The organism is [Clostridium] celerecrescens 18A (assembly GCF_002797975.1).
Taxonomy (GTDB): Bacteria; Bacillota; Clostridia; order Lachnospirales; family Lachnospiraceae; genus Lacrimispora; species Lacrimispora celerecrescens.
On the sequence record NZ_PGET01000001.1, the window covers coordinates 1,535,730 to 1,560,593 of the forward strand.

The 24,864-nt window shown below is 44.5% G+C and carries 22 protein-coding genes; all 22 read left to right on the plus strand.

All coding sequences use genetic code 11. The features are described from left to right. The first annotated feature begins 191 nt into the window (after window positions 1-191). The 22 genes from H171_RS07305 (at window position 192) to H171_RS07410 (ending at window position 24,842) form a co-directional block, all read left to right on the plus strand. Window positions 192-1,280, plus strand: a complete 1,089-nt coding sequence (locus H171_RS07305; protein WP_100304545.1) for an S-layer homology domain-containing protein — start codon at window positions 192-194, stop codon at window positions 1,278-1,280. A 21-nt stretch (window positions 1,281-1,301) separates the two neighbouring features. Continuing rightward, on the plus strand, window positions 1,302-3,089 hold the full coding sequence (locus tag H171_RS07310) for an HlyD family efflux transporter periplasmic adaptor subunit (RefSeq protein WP_100304546.1): 1,788 nt from the start codon (window positions 1,302-1,304) through the stop codon (window positions 3,087-3,089). Window positions 3,090-3,160: 71 nt separating this feature from the next. Continuing rightward, complete coding sequence (locus H171_RS07315; RefSeq protein ID WP_100307456.1) at window positions 3,161-3,820, plus strand: ABC transporter ATP-binding protein; 660 nt, start codon at window positions 3,161-3,163, stop codon at window positions 3,818-3,820. Continuing rightward, the gene (locus H171_RS07320) at window positions 3,804-4,982 is read left to right on the plus strand and encodes an ABC transporter permease (protein ID WP_166433669.1); all 1,179 of its coding nucleotides are present in this window, start codon (window positions 3,804-3,806) and stop codon (window positions 4,980-4,982) included. The genes H171_RS07315 and H171_RS07320 overlap by 17 nt, the downstream gene beginning before the upstream one ends. A 132-nt stretch (window positions 4,983-5,114) precedes the next feature. Next, the gene (locus H171_RS07325) at window positions 5,115-6,107 is read left to right on the plus strand and encodes a dipeptidase (protein ID WP_100304547.1); all 993 of its coding nucleotides are present in this window, start codon (window positions 5,115-5,117) and stop codon (window positions 6,105-6,107) included. Window positions 6,108-6,208: 101 nt separating this feature from the next. Continuing rightward, window positions 6,209-7,864, plus strand: coding sequence for a Na/Pi cotransporter family protein (locus H171_RS07330; protein ID WP_100304548.1), 1,656 nt, complete (start codon window positions 6,209-6,211; stop codon window positions 7,862-7,864). 36 nt (window positions 7,865-7,900) lie between these two features. Beyond that, the gene (locus H171_RS07335) at window positions 7,901-8,590 is read left to right on the plus strand and encodes a response regulator transcription factor (protein WP_100304549.1); all 690 of its coding nucleotides are present in this window, start codon (window positions 7,901-7,903) and stop codon (window positions 8,588-8,590) included. 48 nt (window positions 8,591-8,638) lie between these two features. After that, a complete protein-coding gene (locus H171_RS07340) occupies window positions 8,639-10,042 on the plus strand; it encodes a sensor histidine kinase (protein WP_100304550.1) in 1,404 nt (467 codons plus the stop codon). A gap of 34 nt (window positions 10,043-10,076) precedes the next feature. Continuing rightward, on the plus strand, window positions 10,077-10,964 hold the full coding sequence (locus tag H171_RS07345; protein WP_100304551.1) for a DegV family protein: 888 nt from the start codon (window positions 10,077-10,079) through the stop codon (window positions 10,962-10,964). A 115-nt stretch (window positions 10,965-11,079) separates the two neighbouring features. Next, a complete protein-coding gene (locus H171_RS07350) occupies window positions 11,080-11,595 on the plus strand; it encodes a Gx transporter family protein (protein WP_100304552.1) in 516 nt (171 codons plus the stop codon). Between the two features lie 91 nt (window positions 11,596-11,686). Next, window positions 11,687-13,204 carry a UDP-glucose--hexose-1-phosphate uridylyltransferase gene (galT, locus tag H171_RS07355; protein WP_100304553.1) on the plus strand — a complete coding sequence of 506 codons (1,518 nt, stop codon included), beginning with the start codon at window positions 11,687-11,689 and terminating at the stop codon, window positions 13,202-13,204. A gap of 147 nt (window positions 13,205-13,351) precedes the next feature. Then, complete coding sequence (locus tag H171_RS07360; protein ID WP_100304554.1) at window positions 13,352-14,215, plus strand: YitT family protein; 864 nt, start codon at window positions 13,352-13,354, stop codon at window positions 14,213-14,215. A gap of 212 nt (window positions 14,216-14,427) precedes the next feature. After that, the gene (locus H171_RS07365) at window positions 14,428-15,465 is read left to right on the plus strand and encodes an ABC transporter substrate-binding protein (RefSeq protein WP_100304555.1); all 1,038 of its coding nucleotides are present in this window, start codon (window positions 14,428-14,430) and stop codon (window positions 15,463-15,465) included. 173 nt (window positions 15,466-15,638) lie between these two features. Continuing rightward, a complete protein-coding gene (locus H171_RS07370) occupies window positions 15,639-16,553 on the plus strand; it encodes an ABC transporter permease (RefSeq protein WP_100304556.1) in 915 nt (304 codons plus the stop codon). Between the two features lie 2 nt (window positions 16,554-16,555). Beyond that, window positions 16,556-17,353: an ABC transporter ATP-binding protein gene (locus H171_RS07375; RefSeq protein ID WP_100304557.1), complete on the plus strand. Its 798-nt coding sequence runs from the start codon at window positions 16,556-16,558 to the stop codon at window positions 17,351-17,353. A gap of 253 nt (window positions 17,354-17,606) precedes the next feature. After that, window positions 17,607-19,205, plus strand: coding sequence for a C40 family peptidase (locus H171_RS07380; protein ID WP_242976906.1), 1,599 nt, complete (start codon window positions 17,607-17,609; stop codon window positions 19,203-19,205). Between the two features lie 268 nt (window positions 19,206-19,473). Continuing rightward, window positions 19,474-20,505, plus strand: a complete 1,032-nt coding sequence (locus tag H171_RS07385) for an XdhC family protein (RefSeq protein WP_100304559.1) — start codon at window positions 19,474-19,476, stop codon at window positions 20,503-20,505. Further along, entirely contained in the window at window positions 20,505-21,143 is a 639-nt protein-coding gene (locus tag H171_RS07390) for a nucleoside-triphosphatase (RefSeq protein WP_100304560.1), read from the plus strand. The genes H171_RS07385 and H171_RS07390 overlap by 1 nt, the downstream gene beginning before the upstream one ends. Further along, on the plus strand, window positions 21,118-22,134 hold the full coding sequence (locus tag H171_RS07395; RefSeq protein WP_100304561.1) for a FecCD family ABC transporter permease: 1,017 nt from the start codon (window positions 21,118-21,120) through the stop codon (window positions 22,132-22,134). The genes H171_RS07390 and H171_RS07395 overlap by 26 nt, the downstream gene beginning before the upstream one ends. A gap of 12 nt (window positions 22,135-22,146) precedes the next feature. Next, window positions 22,147-22,920, plus strand: a complete 774-nt coding sequence (locus tag H171_RS07400; RefSeq protein ID WP_100304562.1) for an ABC transporter ATP-binding protein — start codon at window positions 22,147-22,149, stop codon at window positions 22,918-22,920. After that, entirely contained in the window at window positions 22,920-23,666 is a 747-nt protein-coding gene (locus H171_RS07405) for a Rossmann-like domain-containing protein (protein WP_100304563.1), read from the plus strand. The genes H171_RS07400 and H171_RS07405 overlap by 1 nt, the downstream gene beginning before the upstream one ends. Window positions 23,667-23,705: 39 nt before the next feature. Next, window positions 23,706-24,842, plus strand: coding sequence for an ABC transporter substrate-binding protein (locus H171_RS07410; protein WP_100304564.1), 1,137 nt, complete (start codon window positions 23,706-23,708; stop codon window positions 24,840-24,842). Window positions 24,843-24,864 lie beyond the last annotated feature (22 nt).

A 24,864-nucleotide genomic window follows, 5' to 3' on the forward strand; every position in this document is an offset into this window, starting at 1 on the left:
CTTTCATTTGTGTAATCATAATGGATCAAGCTTAAATTAAGCTGAAATGTCATGATCAGATATGGTCTGGTTAAGAAATATTTTAAAGTGAAAACATCAAGTTTCAGGTTAATTTCAGCTTACTGTCACAAAACAGACATATGCGCCTGTTAAAATAAGCCTCAGATTTAAATGATGAGAGGAGAAACTGGATGAACAGACGGACAATAGCGGCCTCCCTGGCTTTTGCAATGGCTGCGACGGCAGTCAGCCCCATGATTACAGAGGCATCAAGTAATTTTGATTTAAGGAAAAAGGTGATCGGTGTTTCGGGGATCATGAACACTGGGAATCTGAATTTATCAGTGACGCGGGGGGAATTTGCAAGCATGCTGGTAAATGCCTCTTCCTATCGAAGTACGGCCGGCAAAACCAGCAACACTTCTGTATTTGCTGATGTGCCGAGAAACCATGAATATGCATCTCAGATCCGGATCGCAGCGGATCAGGGGTGGATGAACGGGTATCTGGGAGGAAACTTTAAACCGGATGAATCCATAACGCTTCAGGAGGCGGTAAAAGGAGTTCTAGGGCTCTTGGGATATGTAAATTCCGATTTTACTGGTGATCAGTCAGGTTCCAGACTTTCCAAATATCATTTCTTGGAATTGGATGAGAACTTAAATAAAGAAGCTTTGGAAATTCTAAATAAAGAGGATTGCATCAACCTGTTTTATAATCTGCTGAAAGCAGATACAAAAGCTGGAACCATGTTTGGAAAAAGTCTGGACTGTGAATTGACGAGTGACGGTGAGATTGATCCGTTTTCAATGGTCGATAACAGCATCAAGGGACCGAAAATTGCAAAAAGCAAGAGCAGGCTTAATTCCATTTTGCCCTTTAAGCTTAGTGATGCCAATATTTATCTTGACGGAGATCCTGTTACCAATTCCAGTGATGCAATTAATGTTTCCTTGGAAAGCACGGATGGTGTTCTTGTATATTATCATACTATCTCTAAAACCGTATGGCTTTATACCGTTGGAAATGAAAATGAAAGCGGACGCTCCGCCGTATTTGGAGAAATCACCAATGTGGTCTATGATTCTTCGGATTTAATGACGCCGGGGGCAATCATACTGGATGACGGTAACACCTACGAGCTTTCCAGCACTGAGATGAAGTTTGCATTTTCTTCCTATGGGGATCTTCGGGTAGGAGATACCGTGAATCTGATCTATACCCTGTCTGTAGACAAGGAAGGAAATGAGACCCGGACTGTCATTGATTATATAGAATAGAAGATAACAGGAGAAGCCGGAATGAAAAAAATCATTCAAAAATTATTTTTAAAAAATAAGAAAAAGGGCCGTATAAAGGGAAAAAAGGTTTTGATTTTTCTGATTTTAATCCTTGCGGTGCTGGCAGGAGTAATAGCGGCTGCAGGCTTTAAAAAGTCAAAGTCAGCATCAACCACAGCAAAAAGTATAAGAACTGCAACAGTAACAAAACGGGATATCGTTTCAGAACTATCCTCCTCCGGAACTATTTCTCCCCAGAATACCTATGACATAACCTCTTTGGTTGAAGGAGAAGTCATCGCAGCAGACTTTGAGGAGGGAGACGAGGTAGAAAAGGGACAGATCCTCTATCAGATCGACACATCATCCATGGAATCGGAGATGACATCTGTAAACAACAACCTGTCCAGAGCCCAGGAAAATTATCAAACTGCACTTGATGATTATAATTCTGCTTTAGGTGATTACAGCGGAAATACTTATAAATCCACAGAGAGCGGGTACATAAAGTCACTTTCTATTAAGGAAGGGGATAAAGTAGGAAACAATACGGAAATCGCCTCAATTTATGACGATAAAACCATGAAGATCAAGCTTCCGTTCCTTTCCGGGGAGGCAGCTCAGATAGCGGCCGGTCAGGCGGCGGTTCTGACCCTTACAGATACTGGAGAGCAGATCCAGGGCGCAGTTACTTCTGTCAGCAACATGGATGTAACCTTAACAGGAGGGCGTATCGTTCGTTATGTAACCATTGAAGTTACAAATCCTGGCGGTCTTACCACGGAAACCCCGGCTACGGCTGCGGTAGGCGATTATGTGTGCAGTGTGGAAGCAACATTTGAACCCAAGCTTGAGTCGACCATGAAAGCGGACTTATCTTCCAGCGTGGAGGTAGGAACCATGCTGGTACATGAAGGAGATTATGTAACAAAAGGCACTCCTATTTTTACAATGGAAAGCAAGTCTGCGGATAAACTGTTGCGCACTTATAAAGATACGATGGAAAAGGCCCAGGAAACACTGGAAGGAGCAAAAAGCAAGCTGGAGAGCACCGAGAATACTTATGATAACTACACCATTACTGCTCCCATATCCGGAAAGGTCATTACAAAAACCGTGAAGGCAGGAGATAAGATTACCAAAAGCTCCAGCGGAAGCTCAACTCTGGCAGTCATATACGATATGTCCGCCTATACATTTAAAATGTCTGTGGATGAATTGGATGTAAAGTCCGTGGAAGTTGGCCAGGAAGTAAACATTACAGCAGACGCCGTAACCGGTAAAACCTTTCAGGGAACAGTTACCAATGTTAGCCTGGAGAGTTCTACTTCCAATGGTGTTACCAATTATCCTGTAACTGTCACCTTAAATGATGGTATGGATGAGCTTCTCCCCGGCATGAACGTAGATGGAGTGATTATTCTGGATAAAGCGGCTGACGTCCTTGCCGTACCGGCCGATGCGCTGATGCGGGGAAATCAGGTGTATGTAAAGGATGATTCGGTGAAGGAGCCCCAGGGGAACATTCCGGAAGGCTTTCGGGCAGTAGAAGTTACTACAGGCTTAATCAGTGATGAATATGTGGAAATTACCAGCGGATTGGAAGAGAACCAGGAGGTCTACGTTGCACAAACCACTGTAAGCACCTCAACGAATATTATGATGCCGGGAGGCATGGGTGGCGTAAACGTAGGCCCAGGCGGCTCCGGTTCCGGAGTAAGGTACCGCAGTGAAGGCGGTGGCTCCGGCAGCGGAAACCGCAGTACAGGCAGCGGCGGAGGTTCCGGCAACGGCGGCCGTCAGCCTTAAGGGCCGCAAGGAGGTTATATAACGTGGAAAACACCTTGATTGAATTAAAGGATATCTATAAAGTATATCAGATGGGAGAGGAGGAGGTCCGTGCAAACAACGGCGTGTCTTTAACCATCTGCCGCGGGGAATTCGTGGCTATTGTAGGAAAGTCGGGAAGCGGGAAATCCACGCTCATGAATATAATAGGCGCACTGGATGTTCCCACGTCAGGAGAATATCTTCTGGGTGGCGAGGAGGTGGGCAGGATGTCGGATAACCAGCTGGCCGGGATACGGAATAAGATGATTGGCTTTATCTTCCAGCAGTACAATCTGCTTCCCAGATTGAATCTTCTTGAAAATGTGGAGCTGCCCCTGTTATATGCAGGGGTAGGAACCAATGAACGGAACAAACGCGCCATGGCTTCTCTGGAACGGGTAGGTCTGGCGGAAAAGTGGAAAAATTTTCCTAATCAGCTTTCCGGAGGCCAGCAGCAGAGGGTTTCCATTGCAAGGGCGCTGGCAGGAGATCCCTCCCTGATTCTGGCCGATGAGCCTACGGGGGCTTTGGATTCAAAAACCAGCCGGGAAGTCCTTAATTTCTTAAAAAAGCTGAACGATGAAGGGAATACCATCGTCATGATCACCCATGACAGCGCCATAGCAAAGGAAGCCAGGCGGGTGATCCGGGTACACGATGGTAAGATTAATTTCGATGGAGACGTAAATGAATATTCTGCAATCCTTTAAAATGGCTTTAAAAAGCATCTGGGGCAATAAAATGCGTTCCTTTCTCACCATGCTTGGAATCATTATCGGTGTGGCATCGGTCATCATTCTGGTGAGTCTAGTAAACGGACAAATGTCCTATATGACGGAACAGTTTACCAGCATGGGTACCAACCAGATTAATGTAAACGTGACCAATCTATCATCCAGAACCGTAACCGTGGATCAGATGTATCAATTTTATGAAGACAATAAAAATCTTTTTTCCCAGATGACGCCACGGGTTTCCTTGTCTTCTACCTTAAAAAACGGTACGGAATCCCTGACCAATACTACGGTATCCGGTGTCAGCGAGGAATATCTGGATATGAAGGATCAGACCCTGGATTCAGGGCGGTTCCTCCAATATTCTGATATCATATCCAGGCAGAAGGTTTGTGTTGCAGGTTATTATGTGGCCTGGGAATTATATGGAGGAGCGGAAAAAGCCATTGGCCAGACCATTAAAATAAATGGTTATGCCTATCAGATCGTTGGCGTGGTTTCCAGACAGGATGAGGATGAGCTTAAGGACGGCGGTTCAGACGATGTTTTATACCTTCCCTACAGCAGTGCCGCCAAGATGAACAACACTGCAGACATAAACAGCTATGTCTTTGCCACCGCCGACATGGATCATTCCGCAGAGTCCAAAGAGGCCATCAACACCTTTCTTTATGGGATTTTCAAGGATGAGGACTTGTACCGGATTACTGCTATGAGTGAGCTTTTAAACTCCTTAAATTCCATGATGTCCATGATGTCCATGATGCTTGGGGGAATCGCCGGGATCTCTCTTTTAGTTGCCGGAGTCGGAGTCATGAATATCATGCTGGTGTCCGTAACGGAGCGTACCAGAGAAATCGGAATCAGGAAGGCGCTGGGGGCTAAAAAGCGCAACATCATGCAGCAGTTTGTAATAGAGGCCGCAGTTACCAGCTCTCTTGGCGGGGTTGTGGGTATCCTGGTGGGCTCCGTGGCAACCACCATCATAGGAACTGCTATGGGAATGAACGCCACACCAACACCCGGCGCTGTCATAGTTTCCTTCAGCGTATCCGTAGGGATCGGTCTTTTATTTGGCTATATGCCTGCCAGAAGAGCTGCTGATTTGAATCCGATTGACGCTCTGCGCAGCGAGTAAATATGGAATATATTCTTGCAAATATATCATATTGGTGATACTATTTGCATAGTTACCAAAGGAGTAGCTCATTTTTGGGCTGCTCCTTTTGCGTAGAGTAAATTCAGTGAATTATGAGAAAGGGAAGAAATTATGAAGGTTGTTGATATGCATTGTGATACCATCTCAGAGCTTTTTTACAGGAGGGAAGAAGGAAAGGTCTTTTCCATCTTAAAAAATGATTGCCATATTGACTTGGAACGCATGAAAAAAGGTGATTATTGCCTACAGAACTTTGCTTTATATACAAATCTTGCCGGTCAGGAGCATCCGTTTGAATATTGTATGAAGCTTGTTGACCTCTTTTATACGGAACTGGAGAAATACGAGGATATCATAGGTATTGTAAAAAGCTACAGGGATATTGAAGAAAACCGGAAGAATGGGAAGATGTCTGCCATGCTTACCATAGAAGAAGGAGGCGTCTGCCAGGGTGAACTGGCATTCTTAAGAAATTTTTACCGGCTGGGAGTACGGATGGCCACTCTTACATGGAACTATAAAAATGAGCTGGGGTATCCCAACCGGATCTGGGAGGAAAACGGAGAGGCCTTTTTTGAGCCGGAGATGGAGCATGGGCTTACGGAAAAGGGAATCGAATTTGTTCAGGAGATGGAACGGCTGGGAATGGTTATCGATGTCTCCCATTTGTCAGATGCGGGGATAGAAGATATGTTCCGGTATACAGAAAAACCATTTGTGGCCAGCCATTCCAACGCAAGAACCATTGCCTCCAACCCAAGAAACTTAACGGACGATATGATTAGAAAGCTTTCGGAACGAGGCGGCGTGACCGGAATCAATTATTGCGCCGATTTTCTTCATGACTGGAAAAAGGGGGAAGGAGTCTTAAGCCGGGTGGAAGATATGGTTTTACATATGAAGCATATGAAAAAGGTGGGAGGCATCCAGTGTATTGGGCTTGGATCAGATTTTGACGGCATTGGGGGAAATTTAGAAATGAAATCTCCGGAAGACTTACCCCTGTTGGAAGTTTATATGAAAAAAGAGGGATTTTCGGAAAGCGAAATTGAGGCAGTTTTTTATGGAAACGTCCTTCGTGTATACAAAGAAATTTTACATTAAGACAAAAATTTACATAAATTTTACATTAATGTGCATTTTACTTTACATGGATTTGATATAGTATTTACAAAAATGTATTATCATGAAAAACGGAGGATGCTATGTCAATCGCAGATTTACAAATGCTTTTTAAATTCATCGGGGGACTTGGAATGTTCCTTTATGGAATGGACGCTATGGCCGATGGGCTGCAAAAATCAGCAGGTCACAAAATGCAGCAGCTTTTAGGAGTCCTTACCAGCAACCGGCTCATGGGTGTGCTTTTGGGAACTGGAATTACCGCCATCATTCAGAGCAGCTCGGCTACCACAGTCATGGTGGTAGGCTTTGTAAATGCCGGAATCATCAATCTGCAACAGGCCGTTGGTATTATTATGGGTGCTAACATCGGAACAACCGTCACCAGCTGGATTGTATCCATGAGTGAATGGGGAGAGATGATGAAACCCGAGTTTTTTGCTCCGGCATTGGTAGGCGTGGGCGCTGTTTTAAGTCTTTTTACCGGAAGCGGGAAGAAAAAACAGGTTGGAGAAATTCTGGTGGGCTTTGGTGTTCTGTTTATAGGACTTTCCTTTATGTCAGACTCCATTACGCCTTACCGGAACGCACCTATTTTCAGCCAGGCATTTTCCGTTTTAGGAAAAAACCCTTTTCTTGGAATTTTGGCAGGCCTTGTTGTTACCGGTATCATCCAAAGCTCCTCAGCATCTGTAGGAATTTTGCAGACACTGGCTCTCAATGGTGTTGTAAACTGGCAGTCAGCGATATTTATCACTTTAGGACAAAATATCGGTACCTGTGTTACCGCCCTGCTTTCCAGTGTTGGTGCTAACAAAACCGCAAAGCGTGCCGCTGTCATTCATCTTCTTTTTAATGTGGTGGGAGCTGTCATTTTCGGATGCATCATGTTTGTCGTGTTTAAATTGAATCCGGTTTTCGCGGTATCACGGGTCAGCAGTGTGGGAATATCCATCTTCCATACGATATTTAATGTGAGCAATACCATTATCTTATTCCCATTTGCCGGGCTTTTGGTAAAGGCTTCCGGTCTGCTTGTTAGGGAGGATCAGAAAGAATCAACGGTAGATTCTGATACCCAGATGAAACGTCATCTGGATGAAAGAATTTTAGAAACTCCTTCCTTTGCCATCGAGAATGTGAACCATGAAGTTGTGAGTATGGGATATGCTGCCATGGAAAACTTGGATCTTGCGGCGGCGGCTCTTCTTGGCAACAACAAGGCAGAGGCAAAGCTGGTGGAAAAAATGGAACAGAAAATCAATGATTATGAAAAGATACTCACAGATTATCTGATAAAACTTAATAACCAGTCCTTAAACGAGGAGCAGCATCTTCTGGTTAAAAACTTATTTTATACAATCAGCGACTTTGAGCGGGTCAGCGATCACTGTGAGAATTTATCCGAGCTGGCAATAGAAAAAACCAACCGGAACATAATCTTTTCAAATGGTGCAGAAAATGAAATAAAGGAAATGCTTAAGGAGGTTCGTTCCTCACTGGAGCATGCCATAAAAGCCAGGGAGACTGGAGACATGTCTGAGGTCCGCGCAGTGATCCAAAGCGAAGAACGTGTGGACAGCCTGGAAGAGGAATTAAGAGAACGACATATCGAACGTTTATCCGCGCAGACATGTAAACCGGAAAACGGAATTATCTTTTTGGATGCACTGAGCAATCTGGAACGTATTTCAGATCATGCCCACAATATTGCCGGTTACGTGAGGGATGAAATGTAACAGAAAGTGTGGGCAGGAAATAAGGAAGGAGAATGTATGGAACGTATCTATGTAATTGAAGACGATGACAACATCAGGGATTTAATTAAAATTGCCCTGGAAGGTTTTGGCTATGAAGTATCCGCTTTTGAGATGGCGGAAGATGCCTTAAGTCATATTGAATCAGATAAACCGGCACTGGCTGTGTTTGATCTGATGCTTCCAGGTATGGACGGCCTGACAGCCATTCGCAGAATTCGGAAAAATGAGTCTTTAAAGGATATTCCCATTCTTATTCTTACCGCGAAAGACAGGGAGTTTGATAAGGTAGCAGGACTTGATGGAGGTGCCGACGACTACATGACAAAGCCATTTGGAGTCATGGAACTGGCTGCCAGAATCCGAAGTCTTTTGCGGCGAAGCACCAGGGGAGAGGCAAACGCAAACGAACTGAATCAATATTGCTTAAGTTTAAATAAAAAAACAAGAGAGGTCTATTGTGACGGCGTTAAGATAGAATTGACGTTAAAAGAGTTTGAGCTTTTGCAGTATTTAATGGAGAACCATAATAAGGTCGTCACCAGAGATGAGCTTTTAAACCACATCTGGGGGTATGATTACGATGGAGAGACCAGGACTCTGGACATGCATATCCGTACGCTCCGGCAAAAGCTGGGAGAAAACGGCGGTTCCTGCATCAAGACGATCCGCGGCGTTGGCTATCGTTTTATTAAGACGGAAGAGTAGGACAATCACAATCAATCGTCTGGCTGTATCCAAAGAATGAGGGAATCTATGAGAAGCGTAATCTTTAAGAAATTTATCCAGATCATTTTGGTAGTGCTGATACTCAGCAGTTCTGTTTTTTATATTGCTTCCAGCAGCGCACTGCTTAAAAATTCCAGAAAAGACATGACTTACACCTTAAGAGCCATGGATGAGATCCTGGATTATTCCAGTGATCTTGCCGGTGAAATAGGTGGCTTAAAGCAGACCCTCAGTGAGAATGAGAGCCGTTTTACAATTATACGCATGGATGGAAGTATTGTGGCCGATACTGGGAGTGTACCGGCCGCTTCCCTGGATAATCATTTGGACAGGGAAGAAGTGAAGGAAGCACTTGTGGAGGGAACCGGCACAGCCAGACGCTATTCCAAGACCCTTAAGGAAAATATGCTTTATGTGGCAATCCGCTCCTCTCGGGCGGATTATATTCTTCGTATGGCAATACCCTATTCGGGCATGAAAGAATACCTGATGCTTCTATTGCCTTCGATCTGGCTCAGCTTTCTGATGGCCATAATGTATTCTGCATTTTCAGCGGACAGCTTTTCAAAATCCATTACAAAGCCGTTAAAGGAAATTTCTCAGGAGATGTTAAAAGTTAACGGGGATTATACGGACCTCTCTTTTGAAAAATACCAGTATCCGGAAATTAATATTATTGCGGAAACGACAACGGAAATGTCTAAGAACGTAAAAGAATATTTAAACCAGATTGAGCTTGAAAAGCAAATTCGCCAGGAATTTTTCAGTAATGCTTCCCATGAGTTAAAAACCCCGATCACATCTGTTCAGGGCTATGCGGAGCTTCTGGAAAGCGGGATCATTCAGGATGAAGAACAAAAGATGGATTTTATAAGACGCATCAAGAAGGAAGCAATCAATATGAATCATCTCATCAATGACATCCTTATGATCTCCCGGCTTGAGGCAAAGGAAGCAGAGGTGTTAAAAAATGATGTGCGCCTGTCCATTCTTGTAGGCGATATCGTCGAATCTTTAAAACCACTGGCTGCATCCCATGAAGTCACTGTCCATGTGGATTGCAAACCGCTTTGTATGTACGCCAATGGACAGCAAATGAAGGAACTTTTTGGAAATCTCATAAGCAACGCGGTAAAATACAATAAGCCTGGCGGTGAAGTTTGGGTCACGGTGACAGAAGAGGACCGCAATGTAATAATCCGTGTGAAGGATAATGGAATGGGTATTCCAAAAGAATCCTTAAGCCGTATATTTGAACGCTTTTACCGGGTAGACAAAGGACGGAGCAAGAAACAGGGCGGAACAGGCCTTGGACTATCCATTGTAAAACACATTGTCAATTTCTATCATGGGACCATTACCGTCCGGTCAGAGCTTGATATGGGTACGGAATTTATGGTAAAGATTCCAATTCAGGAGAAAATATGTTAATATTGATTCAGTAAATGATAGGAGGTGTGCAGATATGGGAAGTTTTATTTTAACCTGCTGTTCTACAGTAGATATGAAGAAGGAATTTTTTGAGCAGCGTCAGATTCCCTATGTGTGTTTTCACTATACAATGGATGGCGTTACCTATCCGGATGACTTAGGGCAGAGCATTCCCTTTCCTGAGTTCTATGACCGGATCGCCAAAGGCGCGACCCCAGTGACTTCCCAGGTAAATGTGGAAGAATATTGTGATTTTTTTGAACCATTTTTAAAGGAAGGCAAAGATATATTGCACCTCACCCTTTCCTCCGGTATTTCAGGAACCTACAATTCTGCATGCGTAGCCAGGGAAGAAATGAGTTCCAGATATCCAGATAGAAAGATCGTCATCGTGGACTCTCTGGGGGCTTCTGCCGGTTATGGACTTCTGATCGATTCAGTGTCAGACTTAAGGGATAAAGGGGTTTCCCTGGAAGAGGCAACGGAGTGGACGGAGAATAATAAATTATTCGTGCATCACTGGTTTTTCTCTACGGATTTGACTAGTTTTAAGCGGGGAGGCAGAATTTCAGCCACATCCGCAATGCTTGGTACAGTGCTTAACATCTGCCCCCTCATGAGCATTGACAACACGGGGCATTTGATTCCCAGGCAGAAGATCCGTACTAAGAAAAAGGCCATCCAGGAGATCATAAACACAATGGAGGCCCATGCAAAAGGTGGGAGAGATTACAGCGGCAAATGCTTTCTTTCCTATTCCGCCTGTGAAAATGATGCCAGGGAAGTAGCGGCCCTGGTGGAGGAACGCTTCCAAAAGCTTTCCGGAAAGGTGCTGTTAAACAGCATTGGCGCAGTCATCGGATCCCATACCGGACCTGGTACCGTGGCATTATTTTTCTGGGGTGATAAAAGAACAGATTAGTTCTAATCCCGGGGAGCACTATCATAATAATGAGGATGCTCTCCGGGATTTTCTTTTACATAAATGCCAAAGTGTGATAAGATAAATGCTGAATGCAGGAAAAAGGAGAGCTCTTATGAAAGTAAAAAATTCAGCACATGTGGCAGCGTTGTACGGAATGCTGATTGCACTGGCGTTTGTTCTCAGCTTTGTAGAAACCCTGATTCCCATTTCCCTTGGAATACCGGGTGTAAAGCTGGGGCTTGCCAATCTGGTCACGGTTGTGGGGCTCTATACGGTTGGGACAGGCGGAACGGTTGTCATTTCACTTTTGCGGATCGTTCTCACCGGATTTACCTTTGGAAACTTGTTTGCCATGCTTTACAGCCTGGGGGGCTGGAGCTTAAGCCTGCTTCTAATGGTTATTTGCAGGAAAAAAAACTGGATGAGTACAACGGGAATCAGTATTCTCGGAGGCGTGGGGCATAACATCGGACAGGTTTGCGTAGCTGCCCTTGTGGTCAAGCAGGCCGGAGTATTCTTTTATCTTCCCTTACTTCTGATATCCGGTACAGTCGCCGGACTTATCATAGGGATCCTGGGGGGTTTGATTATAAGCCGGATCAGTAATTTTATTAAAAAAATGCAGTAAAAACAAAAGATAGGATATTGTTTTGCCGCTTTTGGAAATGTATAATGGGATAGGTATATTAGGATAAAAAGAAACCAGGAGGAACATCACAATGATTTACGAGGCAATTAAGAAGCTGGTACAATATGGACGAAACACAGGCTTGATCGGGGAAGCGGACAGGTTTTATGCCCTTAACCAAATCCTTGATGTAATGATGATGGACGAGTATGAGGAATCAGAAGGAGTACCGGAAAATATTGATCTGGAAACTGTTTTGCACGAATTACTTGATTATGCATGCCAGGCCGGAATCATAGAAGAAGACAGTGTTACATACCGGGATTTGTTTGATACAAAGCTGATGAATTGTCTTATGCCAAGACCTAGCGAAATAGAAAAAACGTTCTGGGAGCTTTATCAGGGCCAGTCACCTGAGGCTGCAACCGGATATTATTATAAACTGAGCCAGGATTCCGATTATATCAGGCGGTATCGGATAGAGAAGGATATGCGGTGGGTGACCCCTACTAAGTACGGAGACCTGGATATTACGGTGAACTTATCAAAGCCTGAGAAGGATCCCAAGGCGATTGCCGCAGCAAAGCTTGCGAAACAAGGTGGTTATCCCAAATGCCAGCTTTGTATGGAAAATGAGGGTTATGCCGGAAGGACCAATCATCCGGCCAGAAATAACCACAGGATCATCCGTCTTGAAATCAATAACAGTGAGTGGGGCTTTCAGTATTCCCCTTATGTTTATTATAACGAGCATTGTATCGTTTTCAACGGAAAGCATATCCCTATGAAGATAGAGAGAGATACTTTTGTAAAATTGTTTGATTTTGTCAAGCTGTTTCCTCACTATTTCCTCGGTTCCAATGCAGATCTGCCCATTGTAGGAGGATCCATCCTGTCCCATGACCATTTTCAGGGAGGAAATTATGATTTCGCAATGGCAAAGGCGCCCATGGAGAATTGCTTCCAGCTGGAAGGCTTTGAAGGAGTGGAAGTCGGAATCGTGAAATGGCCGATGTCCGTACTGCGTACCAGAAGCAAAAACCCGGAAGACTTAATCGCCCTTGGAACAAAGATTCTTGATGCCTGGAGGGCTTATACGGACGAGGAAGCCTATATTTTTGCAGAAACTGATGGAGAGCCTCACAACACCATTACCCCTATTGCCAGAATGCGGGATGGCGTATACGAACTTGATCTGGTCTTAAGAAATAATATCACTACGGAAGAATACCCTCTTGGAGTTTACCACCCTCATCAGGAGCTTCATCATATCAAGAAAGAAAATATCGGCTTAATTGAAGTCATGGGATTGGCAGTCCTGCCTTCCAGGTTAAAGGAAGAACTGAACCTGCTGGCTCAGTGCATTGTGGAAGGAAAAAGCATAAGAGAGGAAGAAACCATTGAGAAGCACGCAGATTGGGCGGAGGGTTTCCTTGGAAAATATGAAGAAGTGACAAAAGAAACTGTGGATGAAATTCTAAAGAAGGAAGTTGGCCTGGTTTTTGAACGGGTTTTGGAGGATTCAGGCGTATACAAATGCGATGAGCAGGGACGTAATGGATTTGGGCGGTTCCTTGCCAGTGTCGGGTTTACTCCTTGTTCACAATAGAAAGACTGTGAGAATATCAGATGGAATTGTGTTTGTAATTACCGTCCCTTTGAGGTATAGTCGAGTGGGAGTGAAAGGAAACTATAAATTCACTCAAAAACGTACAGAACCGGCTTAAAGGAGCCGGAGGGAGATAGACAAACAGTCATGAAGCAGATAGAAAACAAAACACTGAGAACGCTTGCAGAGTATGGACTGATCACGTTCAGCATCTGGATTATGGTAGTGGGGATTTATTTCTTCAAATTCCCCAATAATTTTGCATTCGGAGGTGTCACAGGGTTTGCGACGGTTATCAGTGCATTAACCCATTGGTCGGCCAGTGAGTTCACAACCATTGTGAATACAGTTTTACTGGTGGCTGGCTTTCTCTTCCTGGGACGGAGCTTTGGGATTAAAACGGTTTACGCCACCCTCATGATGTCCGTTTTTCTTTACTTTTTGGAACGGCTTTACCCGATTACAAGGCCTCTCACCAGGGAACCACTTTTGGAACTGATCTTTGCGATTCTTTTGCCAAGCGTAGGTTCTGCGCTCCTTTTTAACACCGGAGCTTCCAGCGGGGGAACGGATATTATCGCCATGATACTGAAACGGTACACCAGCCTTAATATTGGAACCGTGCTTTTGCTGGTGGATGTGACAGGAGTCATTATGGCCTACTTTGTATTTGGGCCGGAGACAGGGTTATTCTCTTCCCTTGGTTTATTAGCCAAATCCCTTGTGATTGGCGATGTCATCGAAAACATTAACCTGTGCAAGTGTTTCAGCATCATTTGTGATGATCCGGGGCCCATCTGTGATTATATTATTCATGGACTTAACCGGAGTGCCACGGTTTATGAGGCACAGGGCGCGTTCAGTCATCATAAAAAGACAGTCATCCTTACGACTATGAAGCGTTCACAGGCACTTAAGCTGAAAAATTATATACGTACAGTGGAACCGACAGCGTTTATACTGATATCTAATTCCAGCGAGATAATAGGAAAAGGATTTCTTGCCAATTAAAAAAAACCGGAGAACATAGATTCTCCGGTTTTTTTAATGAATAGAGCAGGAAATGTGGGATCAGCTTTCGTCATTTTTTACAAAAATGTACTTTAGCACATTAAAAACGCATAAATTTAAAGTAATAAAATTGACGGCTAATCTTTTTTGTAGTATGATACGAATTAAGTTCCAAAAAGGGCGAAGTTTTGGAAGGAAGAGGAGAGAAGATTATGAAGAAATCAGCAAATGTTTTATCATTGGTTCTTGCCGGCGCCATGATGTTGTCTTTAACGGCATGCGGCAGCAAAGCACCAGACACGGCGGCCTCAGCTCCGGAAACCACAACTGCAGCAGAAAAAGCAAGTGAAGCTGCAGAATCCACGGGAGAAAAGACAGCAGATGGAAAGCAGTATAAAATCGGGGTTCTGCAGCTTGTACAGCATGCAGCCTTAGATGCATCCAATAAGGGCTTTATCCAGGCACTTGATGATGCAGGTCTTAACTATACCGTTGACCAGCAGAACGCCTCCGGCGACCAGCCTACGTGCCAGACCATTGCCAGCAAGCTGGTGAATGACAACGACGATTTGATCCTTGCGATCGCAACACCGGCGGCTCAGGCTGTTGCAGGAGCCACAAGCGATATCCCGATTCTGTTGACAGCGGTCACTGATCCGGCTTCCTCCGATCTGGTTGAGAGCAACGATAACCCAGGAGGAAACGTAAGCGGCACCTCTGATTTAACTCCTGTAAAAGAGCAGATAGCTCTCTTAAAAAAGATACTCCCTGATGCAAAAACCGTGGGAATTCTTTTCTGTTCCGCAGAATCCAACTCCGAAATCCAGGCTAAGATGGCAAAAGATGCAATTGAAGCAGAAGGCATGACAGCTGTGGAGTATACGGTATCTAACTCCAACGAGATCCAGACAGTTGTTACCTCCATGGTAGGAAAGGTAGATGCACTCTATACACCTACTGATAATACCATTGCCGCAGGTATGGCAACCGTGAGTATGGTAGCAAATGAAAACGGCATTCCGGTAATCTGCGGGGAAGAAGGAATGGTAAATGCCGGCGGTCTTGCTACATATGGCATTGATTATTATGAACTGGGTTACTTAACCGGACAGCAGGCAGTAAAGATCCTGACAGAGGATGCGGATATCTCCAAGATGCCGATTGAATACCTTCCTTTGGATAAGTGTAAGCTGACTGTCAATGAGGAAACGGCAAAGACCCTGGGAATTGATATTTCCAGCCTTAAATAGGCGGTTAAAAAAATGAGCGGCAGGCGGGTCCTGTTTGAATGGCCCGCCTGCCGGCCATAGATGCTTTACATAAAGGATGGGTTTTCATTCTTTATGTAAGGCATTTATGTCTATGAAAGCCCTTTGGGCATTGCAGGAAATAAGAAACGAGAAAATACGCGGAGGAATGATTGATGAGTGGTTTGTTGGTATCCCTTCAGGATGCAGTTGTTCAGGGGGTTTTATTGGGGATTATGGTTTTAGGAGTTTACATTACCTACAAACTATTGGACATTGCCGATTTGACGGTAGATGGAAGCTTTGCCATGGGCGGATGTGTGTGTGCCGTTATGATACTTAATTTTAACGTTGATCCCTGGATTGCCTTAGGGATTGCGGCAGTGGCCGGGATGGCAGCCGGGGCAGTGACCGGTTTGTTACATACTGTCTTTGAAATACCGGCGATATTGGCAGGAATCCTGACGCAGATCGGTCTTTGGTCCATAAATCTACGGATTATGGGCGGAAAGAGTAATGTGCCGCTTTTAAAGACTGATACAATTATGTCTAAATTCATAGCGGTCACCGGGGTAAGCAAACAAGCTGCCGCAATGATCATCGGAATCGGCCTGGCAATCATAATGATTTTCTTTCTTTACTGGTTCTTTGGAACAGAAATCGGCAGTGCCATGCGTGCTACAGGTAATAATCAGGCAATGATACGCGCTCAGGGCGTCAATACAAACTGGACAAAGCTTTTGGCCCTCACCATCAGCAACGGACTTGTAGGACTTTCCGGAGGACTGGTCTGTCAAAGCCAGAAATACGCGGATATCGGTATGGGTACCGGTGCGATTGTCATTGGCCTTGCCGCTATTGTTATTGGTGATGTGCTTATGGGGAAACTTCGTTCCTTTGCAAGTAAGCTTATCTCGGCAGTCGTGGGTTCCGTCATATATTTTGTGATCCGTGCCATGGTTTTAAGAATGGGTATGGATGCTAATGATATGAAGCTTTTGTCGGCTGCAATCGTTGCAGTGGCGCTTTGCGTTCCAGTCATGGTGAATAAATGGCGTATCAGGAAATCTTATACAGAAGGAGGAGAATAACCATGCTGGATATTAAGAATGTCAAAAAAACATTTAATAAGAACACCATCAATGAAAAAAAGGCATTGAATGGCATTGACCTCCATCTGAACGAGGGTGATTTTGTCACGGTGATCGGCGGTAACGGAGCAGGGAAATCCACAATGTTGAATATGATAGCAGGGGTGTACCCGATTGATTCCGGTAAGATCCAGATTGATGAGATCAATATTTCCAGGGACCCGGAGTATAAGAGGGCTAAATATATCGGAAGGGTATTCCAGGATCCTATGCTGGGAACTGCCGCCGGAATGGAAATACAGGAAAATATGGCTTTGGCTTACCGGCGGGGGCAGGGAAGAGGTCTTGCCTGGGGAATTAAGACCAGTGAAAAGGCATTTTACCATGAGGCGCTAAAAAAACTGGGACTTGGGCTTCAGGACCGTATGACCAATAAGGTAGGGCTTCTTTCCGGAGGCCAGAGACAGGCGCTTACCTTGCTGATGGCGACTTTAAAAAAGCCGAAACTGCTTCTTCTTGATGAGCATACTGCTGCACTTGATCCCAAAACTGCCAAAAAGGTTCTGGAAATCACACAGGAGATTGTGAAAGAGCAAAACCTCACGACTCTTATGATCACTCATAACATGAAGGACGCGATCCAGATTGGCAACAGGCTTGTCATGATGCACGAAGGACGCATCATATATGATGTGTCTGGGGAAGAAAAAAAGAAGCTGGAAGTAGAGGACCTTCTTAAGAAATTCGAAGAGGCAAGCGGTGAGGAATTTTCAAATGACAGAATGATTCTGGCGAAATAGCCGGTGAAATTACAGGGCATGGAACCTTTTGTAAGGGTTTCCTGTCCTGTTTTTTGTTTTCGTGTCAGAAGGCTTATGATTCCAATCTGACTTTTCCGGATGTATCTTTCTTAATATATGTAACATAATCTTAATAATTTTTTGTTGTAGTTATATCGCAAATAATGACATTTTATGCTATACTTAGGCAGATAGACTTATAGTCTGAATTGGCTTTCCGCTAGAAAACAGGAATATGGAGAGAAAGTACAGGATGGAAAATAACAACGAGAAAAAAGATTATATCATTCGTTTGGATAAGGCAAGAAAAAAACGCAGTAATAATGATTACAAAAAACTTTTGGCAATGGGAGGAACAGCGGTTCTTTGCGTAGCAGTTATTTCTGCAGTGGGGGTGGCGGTGAAGAATCACCTCTCTGCAAAACCAGCAGGGCTTGCATCCGCATCCGAGGCCACAGCAATAAAGATGGAGGAATCAGCAGGCTTAAATGCAGAAGCCGAGTCTGAAGCTCAGGCAGCAAAGGAAAAAGAGGAAAAAGAAAAAGTTGTAAATTCCTACAAGAATTTAGGGATCATTCAGGTTTCAGGATACTTAAATGTGAGAAAAGCACCGGGTACCGAGGAGGATGTAATCGGTAAACTCCAGGGTGACAGTGCCTGCGATATTTTGGAGAATACGGAATCCGGATGGAGCAAAATTTCTTCCGGCGGGATTGAAGGATATATAAATTCCGAATTTGTTTTAACAGGAGAAGACGCAAAGAAGAAAGCAATGGATCTGGTGAAGTTAAGAGCAATCGTTCAGACCGATAGCATGAACATCAGGAAGGACCCCTCCACCAGTTCGGATGTGGTAGGCCAGGCACTTTCCAATGAGCGGTATGAGGTCTTAGGACAGACAGAGGGCTGGGTACAGATTCCGGCCGGGTATTTATCCACGGATTACATCAAATTGGAATATGGACTGAATGAGGCCAGAAAACTGGATCTAAAGGCCATGATATTCAATCTCTATAAGAACATCGGTATCTCCGATGTGGATAATTATTTGAACGTAAGAGAAGAACCCAATGAAAACGGCAAGATTATTGCAAAGATGCCAAGCAAAGCCGCAGGAAATATTTTAGAGACGGCGGATGGCTGGTATAAAATTCAGTCCGGTAACATTACCGGCTATGTGAAGTCTGATTATATCCTGACAGGACAGGCAGCAAAGGATGAGGCTTTGCAGGTTGCAGAGCTGATGGCCATCGTCAACACGGATATGTTAAACGCCAGGACAGAACCATCCACTGATTCAAAGATATGGACGCAGATATCAAACAATGAACGGTATCCTGTTTTAAAACAGATCGACGGTTGGATACAGATCGAGCTGGAGGAAAACAGCAGCGCCTATGTATCCACGGATTACGTTGATGTCCGGTATGCTCTTCCTGAGGCAATCAAATTCTCTCCTTTAGAGGAGAAGGCCAATGCCCAGGCATCCTTTAGGGCCCAGATCGTCAATTATGCCCTTCAGTTTTTAGGAAATCCTTATGTATGGGGCGGAACCAGCTTAACTAAGGGGGCCGACTGCTCTGGGTTTACCATGTCTGTTTACGCTCATTTTGGCATTGGACTGCCTCATTATTCTGGCTCTCAGGCCGGTATGGGCAAGGCAGTAAAATCAAGCGATATGAGGCCTGGGGATCTGATCTATTATGCAGACAGCAGAGGGACCATCAACCATGTGTCCATGTATATCGGCAACGGACAGATCGTCCATGCGGCCAGCAGACGAAGCGGTATTAAAATTTCCACATGGAATTACCGGACACCGGTAAAGATCCGTAACATGATCGGTGATTGATGTAAGGTCCCCGGATTGAAATTTAATTGATGTTTTGATTAAATTTCAATCCGGGGGCCTTTTGTATTTTACTTTTATCGGGTTTACAAATTCTGGAAAAAGGATTATAATAGACAAATCCGTTATATTTTTAAAAATATAACGGGAAGATCCGATAGGAAGACAGATGCAGTCGTTTTCGCAGCGATAAGATTTTCAAAACCGGTTCTTAAGCTTGGAAATAGAATTAAATGAAAAAGCATACTAAATATTTTGAGGGGGAATTGAGATGAGAAAGCTGTTTAAATCAGTTTTAGAAACGCTGGAAAAAGGTGAAGATGGGGTTTTGGTAACCATTATTGCAAGTTCTGGATCCACTCCCAGAGGTGCAGGATCTCATATGCTGGTAAGGCGGGACGGAACCACCGAAGGAACGATCGGTGGCGGAGCGGTGGAATACCGGTCCATACAGCGCTCACAGAAAGCGATTGAGGAAAAGACCTCCTATATGCACAGCTTTGTACTTGGAAAGGAGCAGGTAGCTGATCTGGGTATGATTTGCGGTGGCGATGTAGTGGTTTACTTCCAGTATCTGGACCATGAGAATCAGGAATTTAAGGACGTATGCAGGAAGATAGAAGAAGCCTATAACAAGGATGAAGACAGCTGGCTGCTTATGGATATTACCAACGAAACCACATGGGGGCTGGGCATCTACAGCAAATCAGCGGGATTTGCAGGGATAACGGGAATTGATGAAGAAGATAGAAAAATTCTCCTTCAGCATAAAGCGGTTCAAAAAAACTTTGGTGAACGTAAGTATTACAGCGAGCCTCTGGTACGGGCCGGATGCGTCTATATTTTCGGAGGCGGACATGTAGCACAGGAATTGGTGCCGGTTCTTTCTCATGTAGGATTCCGGTGTACGGTTTTTGATGACCGGCCGGAGTTTGCAAATGAAAATCTGTTTCCCCAGGCAGAAAAGACCATTGTAGGGGATTATGAAAAAATTTTTGATTCTCTCGAATTAAGGGAATGCGATTATGTCTGTGTTATGACCAGAGGTCATCAGTCGGATTACGTTGTTCAGAGACAGGTCCTTACGAAAAATGCCTGCTATGTCGGTGTGATAGGCAGCCGCAGGAAACTGGAAACGTTGTCTGAAAAGCTTATGGCAGATGGTGTTACCAGAGAACAAATCGACAGCTGTCACAGCCCCATCGGCTTAGAAATCTACGCAGAGACACCCGCTGAAATTGCCATCAGCGTGGCGGGAGAATTAATTGCTGTAAGGGCCCTGCGGGAAGGACGAAAAAAATAATGGGGAAATTCTTATTTCTAAAAGGTGATTCCGGAGAAGGAAAGACAACCCTGCTTTTTGAATGCTTAAAGCCCTTTCACCGGATGGTTGGAGGATTTTATTCCCAACGTCTGCTAAACGAAGACGGGATGACCATGGGATTTCGTATGGTTCCAGCAGAAGAGGAATGGATTCCGGCAACAGTCTATAAAAAAGCAATGACAAATGTTTTTATTGAGCGGACTGACCATGGATTTCAAAAAAATCTTCAGATCTTTAAAACCGATGGATTAGAAATTCTGCGTTCTTCCGCTCATAAAGAGCTCTTCCTTTTGGATGAAATAGGCGGGATAGAACTTTTTGTGCCGGAATTTATAGATAAGGTTCTTTCCTGCATTGATAGCCAGGTGCCCTGCATCGGAGTTTTAAAAAGCCATAAAAACCTTGAGTCCATGAGAACCAGAATTCCTGCAGAGCCGGACCCGGACAAGATTCTTCAGGATTTGGAAGAAGAGCTTGTAAAGCGGACAAATGGACGTATTCTTACGTTTGAACGTGAAAAAAGAGAACACATTCGGACAGAAATTATAGGATTTTTGAGAGAATGTACGGAAAAGGAAGGAAAGGGAACGGATGGTAGAAAGGGACTGGATTTATAAAAGACGTTTTGGAATCATCGTGCTCTTATTTATTGTCTGCTTTTTGGGCTCCTTTTTGCTTGGACGGTATCCGGTATACCCGGACACACTCTTAAAGCTCCTTCTCTCGGTGTTTTTTCCCATGCAATCCACTTGGACGGCCCAGGCAGAGACGGTTGTTTTCCAGGTCCGCCTGCCAAGAGTTTTTATGGCAGCATTGATCGGAGGAGGATTGAGCTGTGCAGGGGCCGCTTATCAGGGGATCTTTAAAAATCCCATGGTATCACCAGATGTTCTGGGTGCATCCTCTGGTGCGGGATTAGGTGCTGCTCTGGGATTGTTTTTTTCATTTGGCTATAACGGAGTAACAATCAGCGCCTTTCTTTTTGGTCTAGGCGCGGTAGGGATTGTCTGCCTCATCAGCAGCCGTGTAAAGTATAATCCCGTGCTGGGATTGGTGTTGTCCGGTATGATGGTGAGCTCCCTCGCTTCCGCAGCGGTTTCTTTTTTAAAACTGGTGGCAGATCCGACCAATACTCTTCCGGTCATTACCTATTGGCTTATGGGAAGTCTGGCATCCATCCGACAGAAAGACGTTATGTTTGCGGCACCATGGATCCTCATAGGAATCCTTCCGATTTACCTTCTTCGGTGGCGGATCAATGTTTTAAGCCTTGGGGAAGAGGAAGCAAGGAGCATGGGGATCAATGCGAAGAGGCTCCGTTTTATCATAGTAGTCAGCGCGACTTTAATTACCTCAGCAGCAGTATCAGTCAGCGGGCATATCGGCTGGGTAGGACTGGTAATCCCGCATTTTGCCAGAATGCTGGTAGGAAGCGATTATCGCAGGCTATTGCCGGCCTCACTGCTTATGGGTGGCAGTTTTCTGTTGGTTGTGGATAATTTTGCAAGGCTTTTGGCCACCAGTGAGATTCCTATCGGCATTTTGACTGCATTTATTGGTGCTCCGTTCTTTTTATATCTTATTTTGCGGGAAGGAAACCGATTATAAAGGAGGGGAAGTATGGAGCTGACAGTTAAAGATCTGGAATTCGGATATCATTGTTTTCCGGTATTAAAGGGAATCAATTTTTCATTCAACAAAGGGGAACTGGTCTGTGTCCTTGGAAAAAACGGTGCAGGCAAGAGTACGCTCTTTCGCTGCATGTTAGGTCTGCTGAAGGGGTATCATGGAGAGATTCTGATCAATGGAACAGAACGCCGACACTTCTCGGAACGTGAATTGGCCAGAAAGATTGCTTATATACCCCAGAACCATGATACTGCATTCTCTTTTTCGGTTCTGGATATGGTGTTAATGGGAACGACTGCCTCGCTTCCCCGCTTTGCAAGTCCGGGACAGAAGGAAAAAGAAAGGGCATTGAATGCTCTGAAGCTATTAAAGATTGCCAGTCTAAAGGACCGTATATTTGGGCAGATCAGCGGCGGAGAACAGCAGCTTGTGCTGATTGCAAGAGCTATCGCCCAGGAGGCCAAAATACTGGTTATGGATGAACCCTGTTCCAGCTTGGATTATGGCAACCAGATCCGGGTTATGAAGGAGCTGCGGACCCTGTCAGAAAAAGGATATTTAATTGTACAATCCACCCATAATCCGGAGCATGTCTTTTATTTTGCCCATAAAGCACTGGTGATGATGGATGGAAAGACAGCGGCTTTTGGTGAGCCGGACAAGATCCTTACGAAAGAGCTCTTGGAAGGCGTATACCAGGTGCCTATTGAGATCTATGAGGATTTAAATAGCGGAAAAAAGGTGTGTATGCCTGGGGGAAGGTGATGGATATGTGGGAAATGTATGACCGTCTGATAGAACCGATACCAGATGATGCAAAGATAGAAGATTATTTCGTAGGAATCCAGTGGACTTCAGTGACTGTCCGCGGATATACTGGCGCGGCAGCGACAAATCCGCTTCAGACCATTAGGAGGACTGAAAAAAATATACTGGATATGTCATGGAAGGAAGCTGCAGGGCTGATAAAATCATGGAATTTTACCGAGGCAAGCATAGGTGCCGCAGCGGTAAATGCCTATTATAACCAGCCGGAACGGATCAGCGGGCTGGAAAAGGAAGGCACAATCAGGCAGCTATCGAAGGAAGATGCCTTTATGGCCTATCGTGAGGATATCAAAGGAAAAAAGGTGGCGACCATCGGACATTTCTGCTTTGCAGAGGAATTTTTAAAAGAAGCAAAATCCTGCGTGATCCTGGAACGCAATCCAATGGATGGCGATTATCCGGATAGTGCCTGTGAATATATACTCTCAGACAGAGATTATGTTTTTATTACGGGATTTACCCTGGTGAATAAAACTCTTCCAAGACTTTTAGAGCTGTCGCGGAATGCCAAAGTTATATTAGTGGGACCCAGCGTGGCTCTCGCTCCTGATCTTTTTAACTTTGGCGTGTGGGAGCTAGCGGGTACTCTTATTACGGATAAAAGACTTACAGAGGAATTAGTGAAAAAAGGTGAGCATAAGGCGGTAATCCGTTCCGGATTGCCGGTGAGGCTCTCTAAATAATAAATGTATGCCGCAAAAGCGGCGGAATAAGGGGATCATATGAAAAAAATGAGAAAAAGTCTGGTACTGGCTGCATTCCTTGCTGCTGCAGTACTGGCAAATGGCTGTCAAAAAGGAAGCGGCAAGGAGGTTCCTGCCAGTCAGGCAGAGTCAACTGCATCAGTAAAAGCAGAAACTCAGGCAGAAACAGAAAAAGCGGGCGAAGCAGGGGTGCAGACAGACGCCAGAGTGTTCACGGATTCAGCAGGAAGGGAAGTTACACTTCCAAAAGAAATTAACAAGATTGCTCCTTCCGGGCCTTTGGCACAGATCGTGCTTTATACCCTTTGTCCGGATAAGCTGTCCGGACTTGCTTCTGATTTTTCCGAAGGTGCAAAGCAGTACATTGACGAAAAATATTGGTCACTTCCTAAATTCGGCCAGTTTTATGGGAAGAATGCAAATCTTAACATGGAGGCTCTCATTGCGGAAAGTCCGGATGTGATCATTGATATCGGAGAAGCGAAGAAAAGCGTAAAAGAGGATATGGATGCCCTTCAGGAGCAGCTAAACATGCCAGTCATCTTTATAGAGGCAGATTTAGATACCATGAGTTCTGCTTATGAGAAGCTGGGAGAGCTTACCGGAGACACCGATCAGGCAAAGAAACTGGCGGACGATTGCAATAACATACTGATAAAGTCTGAAACAGCCAGGGAACAGCTTTCAGAAAAGAAATCAGTTTATTTTGCAGTTGGAGATGATGGACTTCATACCAATGCAGAGGGTTCCATTCATGCCCGGGTTATCGAACAGATAGGAGCGGAAAATGCAGCTAAGGTTGAAATGGTATCAAGCGGCGGCGGAAGCGAAGTATCCTTTGAACAGCTTCTTCTGTGGCAGCCGGATATTATTATCGCAGATTCTGAAGCCCTGTATCAAACCATAACAACAGATAAGGTCTGGGGAGAATTAAATGCAGTAAAAGAGGGAAAGGTTTATCAGATACCATCCGTTCCCTATAGTTTTATGAGCAGTCCGCCTTCTGTCAATCGGATGATCGGAATTTTATGGCTGGGCAATCTTGTATATCCGGAACAATATAATGCTGATATAAAACAAGAAGTAAAGGATTTTTACGAACTGTTTTATCATGTGACTCTTGATGATACACAGGTAGTAAAAATCTTAAAATAAACAATATACCCCCGGATTGGAA

Excerpts from the sequence above, each read along its gene's own strand:
- H171_RS07305 (WP_100304545.1), top strand. The coding sequence starts at position 192 with ATGAACAGACGGACAATAGCGGCCTCCCTGGCTTTTGCAATGGCTGCG.
- H171_RS07310 (WP_100304546.1), top strand. The coding sequence starts at position 1,302 with ATGAAAAAAATCATTCAAAAATTATTTTTAAAAAATAAGAAAAAGGGC.
- H171_RS07315 (WP_100307456.1), top strand. The coding sequence starts at position 3,161 with ATGGGAGAGGAGGAGGTCCGTGCAAACAACGGCGTGTCTTTAACCATC.
- H171_RS07325 (WP_100304547.1), top strand. The coding sequence starts at position 5,115 with ATGAAGGTTGTTGATATGCATTGTGATACCATCTCAGAGCTTTTTTAC.
- H171_RS07330 (WP_100304548.1), top strand. The coding sequence starts at position 6,209 with ATGTCAATCGCAGATTTACAAATGCTTTTTAAATTCATCGGGGGACTT.
- H171_RS07335 (WP_100304549.1), top strand. The coding sequence starts at position 7,901 with ATGGAACGTATCTATGTAATTGAAGACGATGACAACATCAGGGATTTA.
- H171_RS07340 (WP_100304550.1), top strand. The coding sequence starts at position 8,639 with ATGAGAAGCGTAATCTTTAAGAAATTTATCCAGATCATTTTGGTAGTG.
- H171_RS07345 (WP_100304551.1), top strand. The coding sequence starts at position 10,077 with ATGGGAAGTTTTATTTTAACCTGCTGTTCTACAGTAGATATGAAGAAG.
- H171_RS07350 (WP_100304552.1), top strand. The coding sequence starts at position 11,080 with ATGAAAGTAAAAAATTCAGCACATGTGGCAGCGTTGTACGGAATGCTG.
- galT (WP_100304553.1), top strand. The coding sequence starts at position 11,687 with ATGATTTACGAGGCAATTAAGAAGCTGGTACAATATGGACGAAACACA.
- H171_RS07360 (WP_100304554.1), top strand. The coding sequence starts at position 13,352 with ATGAAGCAGATAGAAAACAAAACACTGAGAACGCTTGCAGAGTATGGA.
- H171_RS07365 (WP_100304555.1), top strand. The coding sequence starts at position 14,428 with ATGAAGAAATCAGCAAATGTTTTATCATTGGTTCTTGCCGGCGCCATG.
- H171_RS07370 (WP_100304556.1), top strand. The coding sequence starts at position 15,639 with ATGAGTGGTTTGTTGGTATCCCTTCAGGATGCAGTTGTTCAGGGGGTT.
- H171_RS07375 (WP_100304557.1), top strand. The coding sequence starts at position 16,556 with ATGCTGGATATTAAGAATGTCAAAAAAACATTTAATAAGAACACCATC.
- H171_RS07380 (WP_242976906.1), top strand. The coding sequence starts at position 17,607 with ATGGAAAATAACAACGAGAAAAAAGATTATATCATTCGTTTGGATAAG.
- H171_RS07385 (WP_100304559.1), top strand. The coding sequence starts at position 19,474 with ATGAGAAAGCTGTTTAAATCAGTTTTAGAAACGCTGGAAAAAGGTGAA.
- H171_RS07390 (WP_100304560.1), top strand. The coding sequence starts at position 20,505 with ATGGGGAAATTCTTATTTCTAAAAGGTGATTCCGGAGAAGGAAAGACA.
- H171_RS07395 (WP_100304561.1), top strand. The coding sequence starts at position 21,118 with ATGGTAGAAAGGGACTGGATTTATAAAAGACGTTTTGGAATCATCGTG.
- H171_RS07400 (WP_100304562.1), top strand. The coding sequence starts at position 22,147 with ATGGAGCTGACAGTTAAAGATCTGGAATTCGGATATCATTGTTTTCCG.
- H171_RS07405 (WP_100304563.1), top strand. The coding sequence starts at position 22,920 with ATGGATATGTGGGAAATGTATGACCGTCTGATAGAACCGATACCAGAT.
- H171_RS07410 (WP_100304564.1), top strand. The coding sequence starts at position 23,706 with ATGAAAAAAATGAGAAAAAGTCTGGTACTGGCTGCATTCCTTGCTGCT.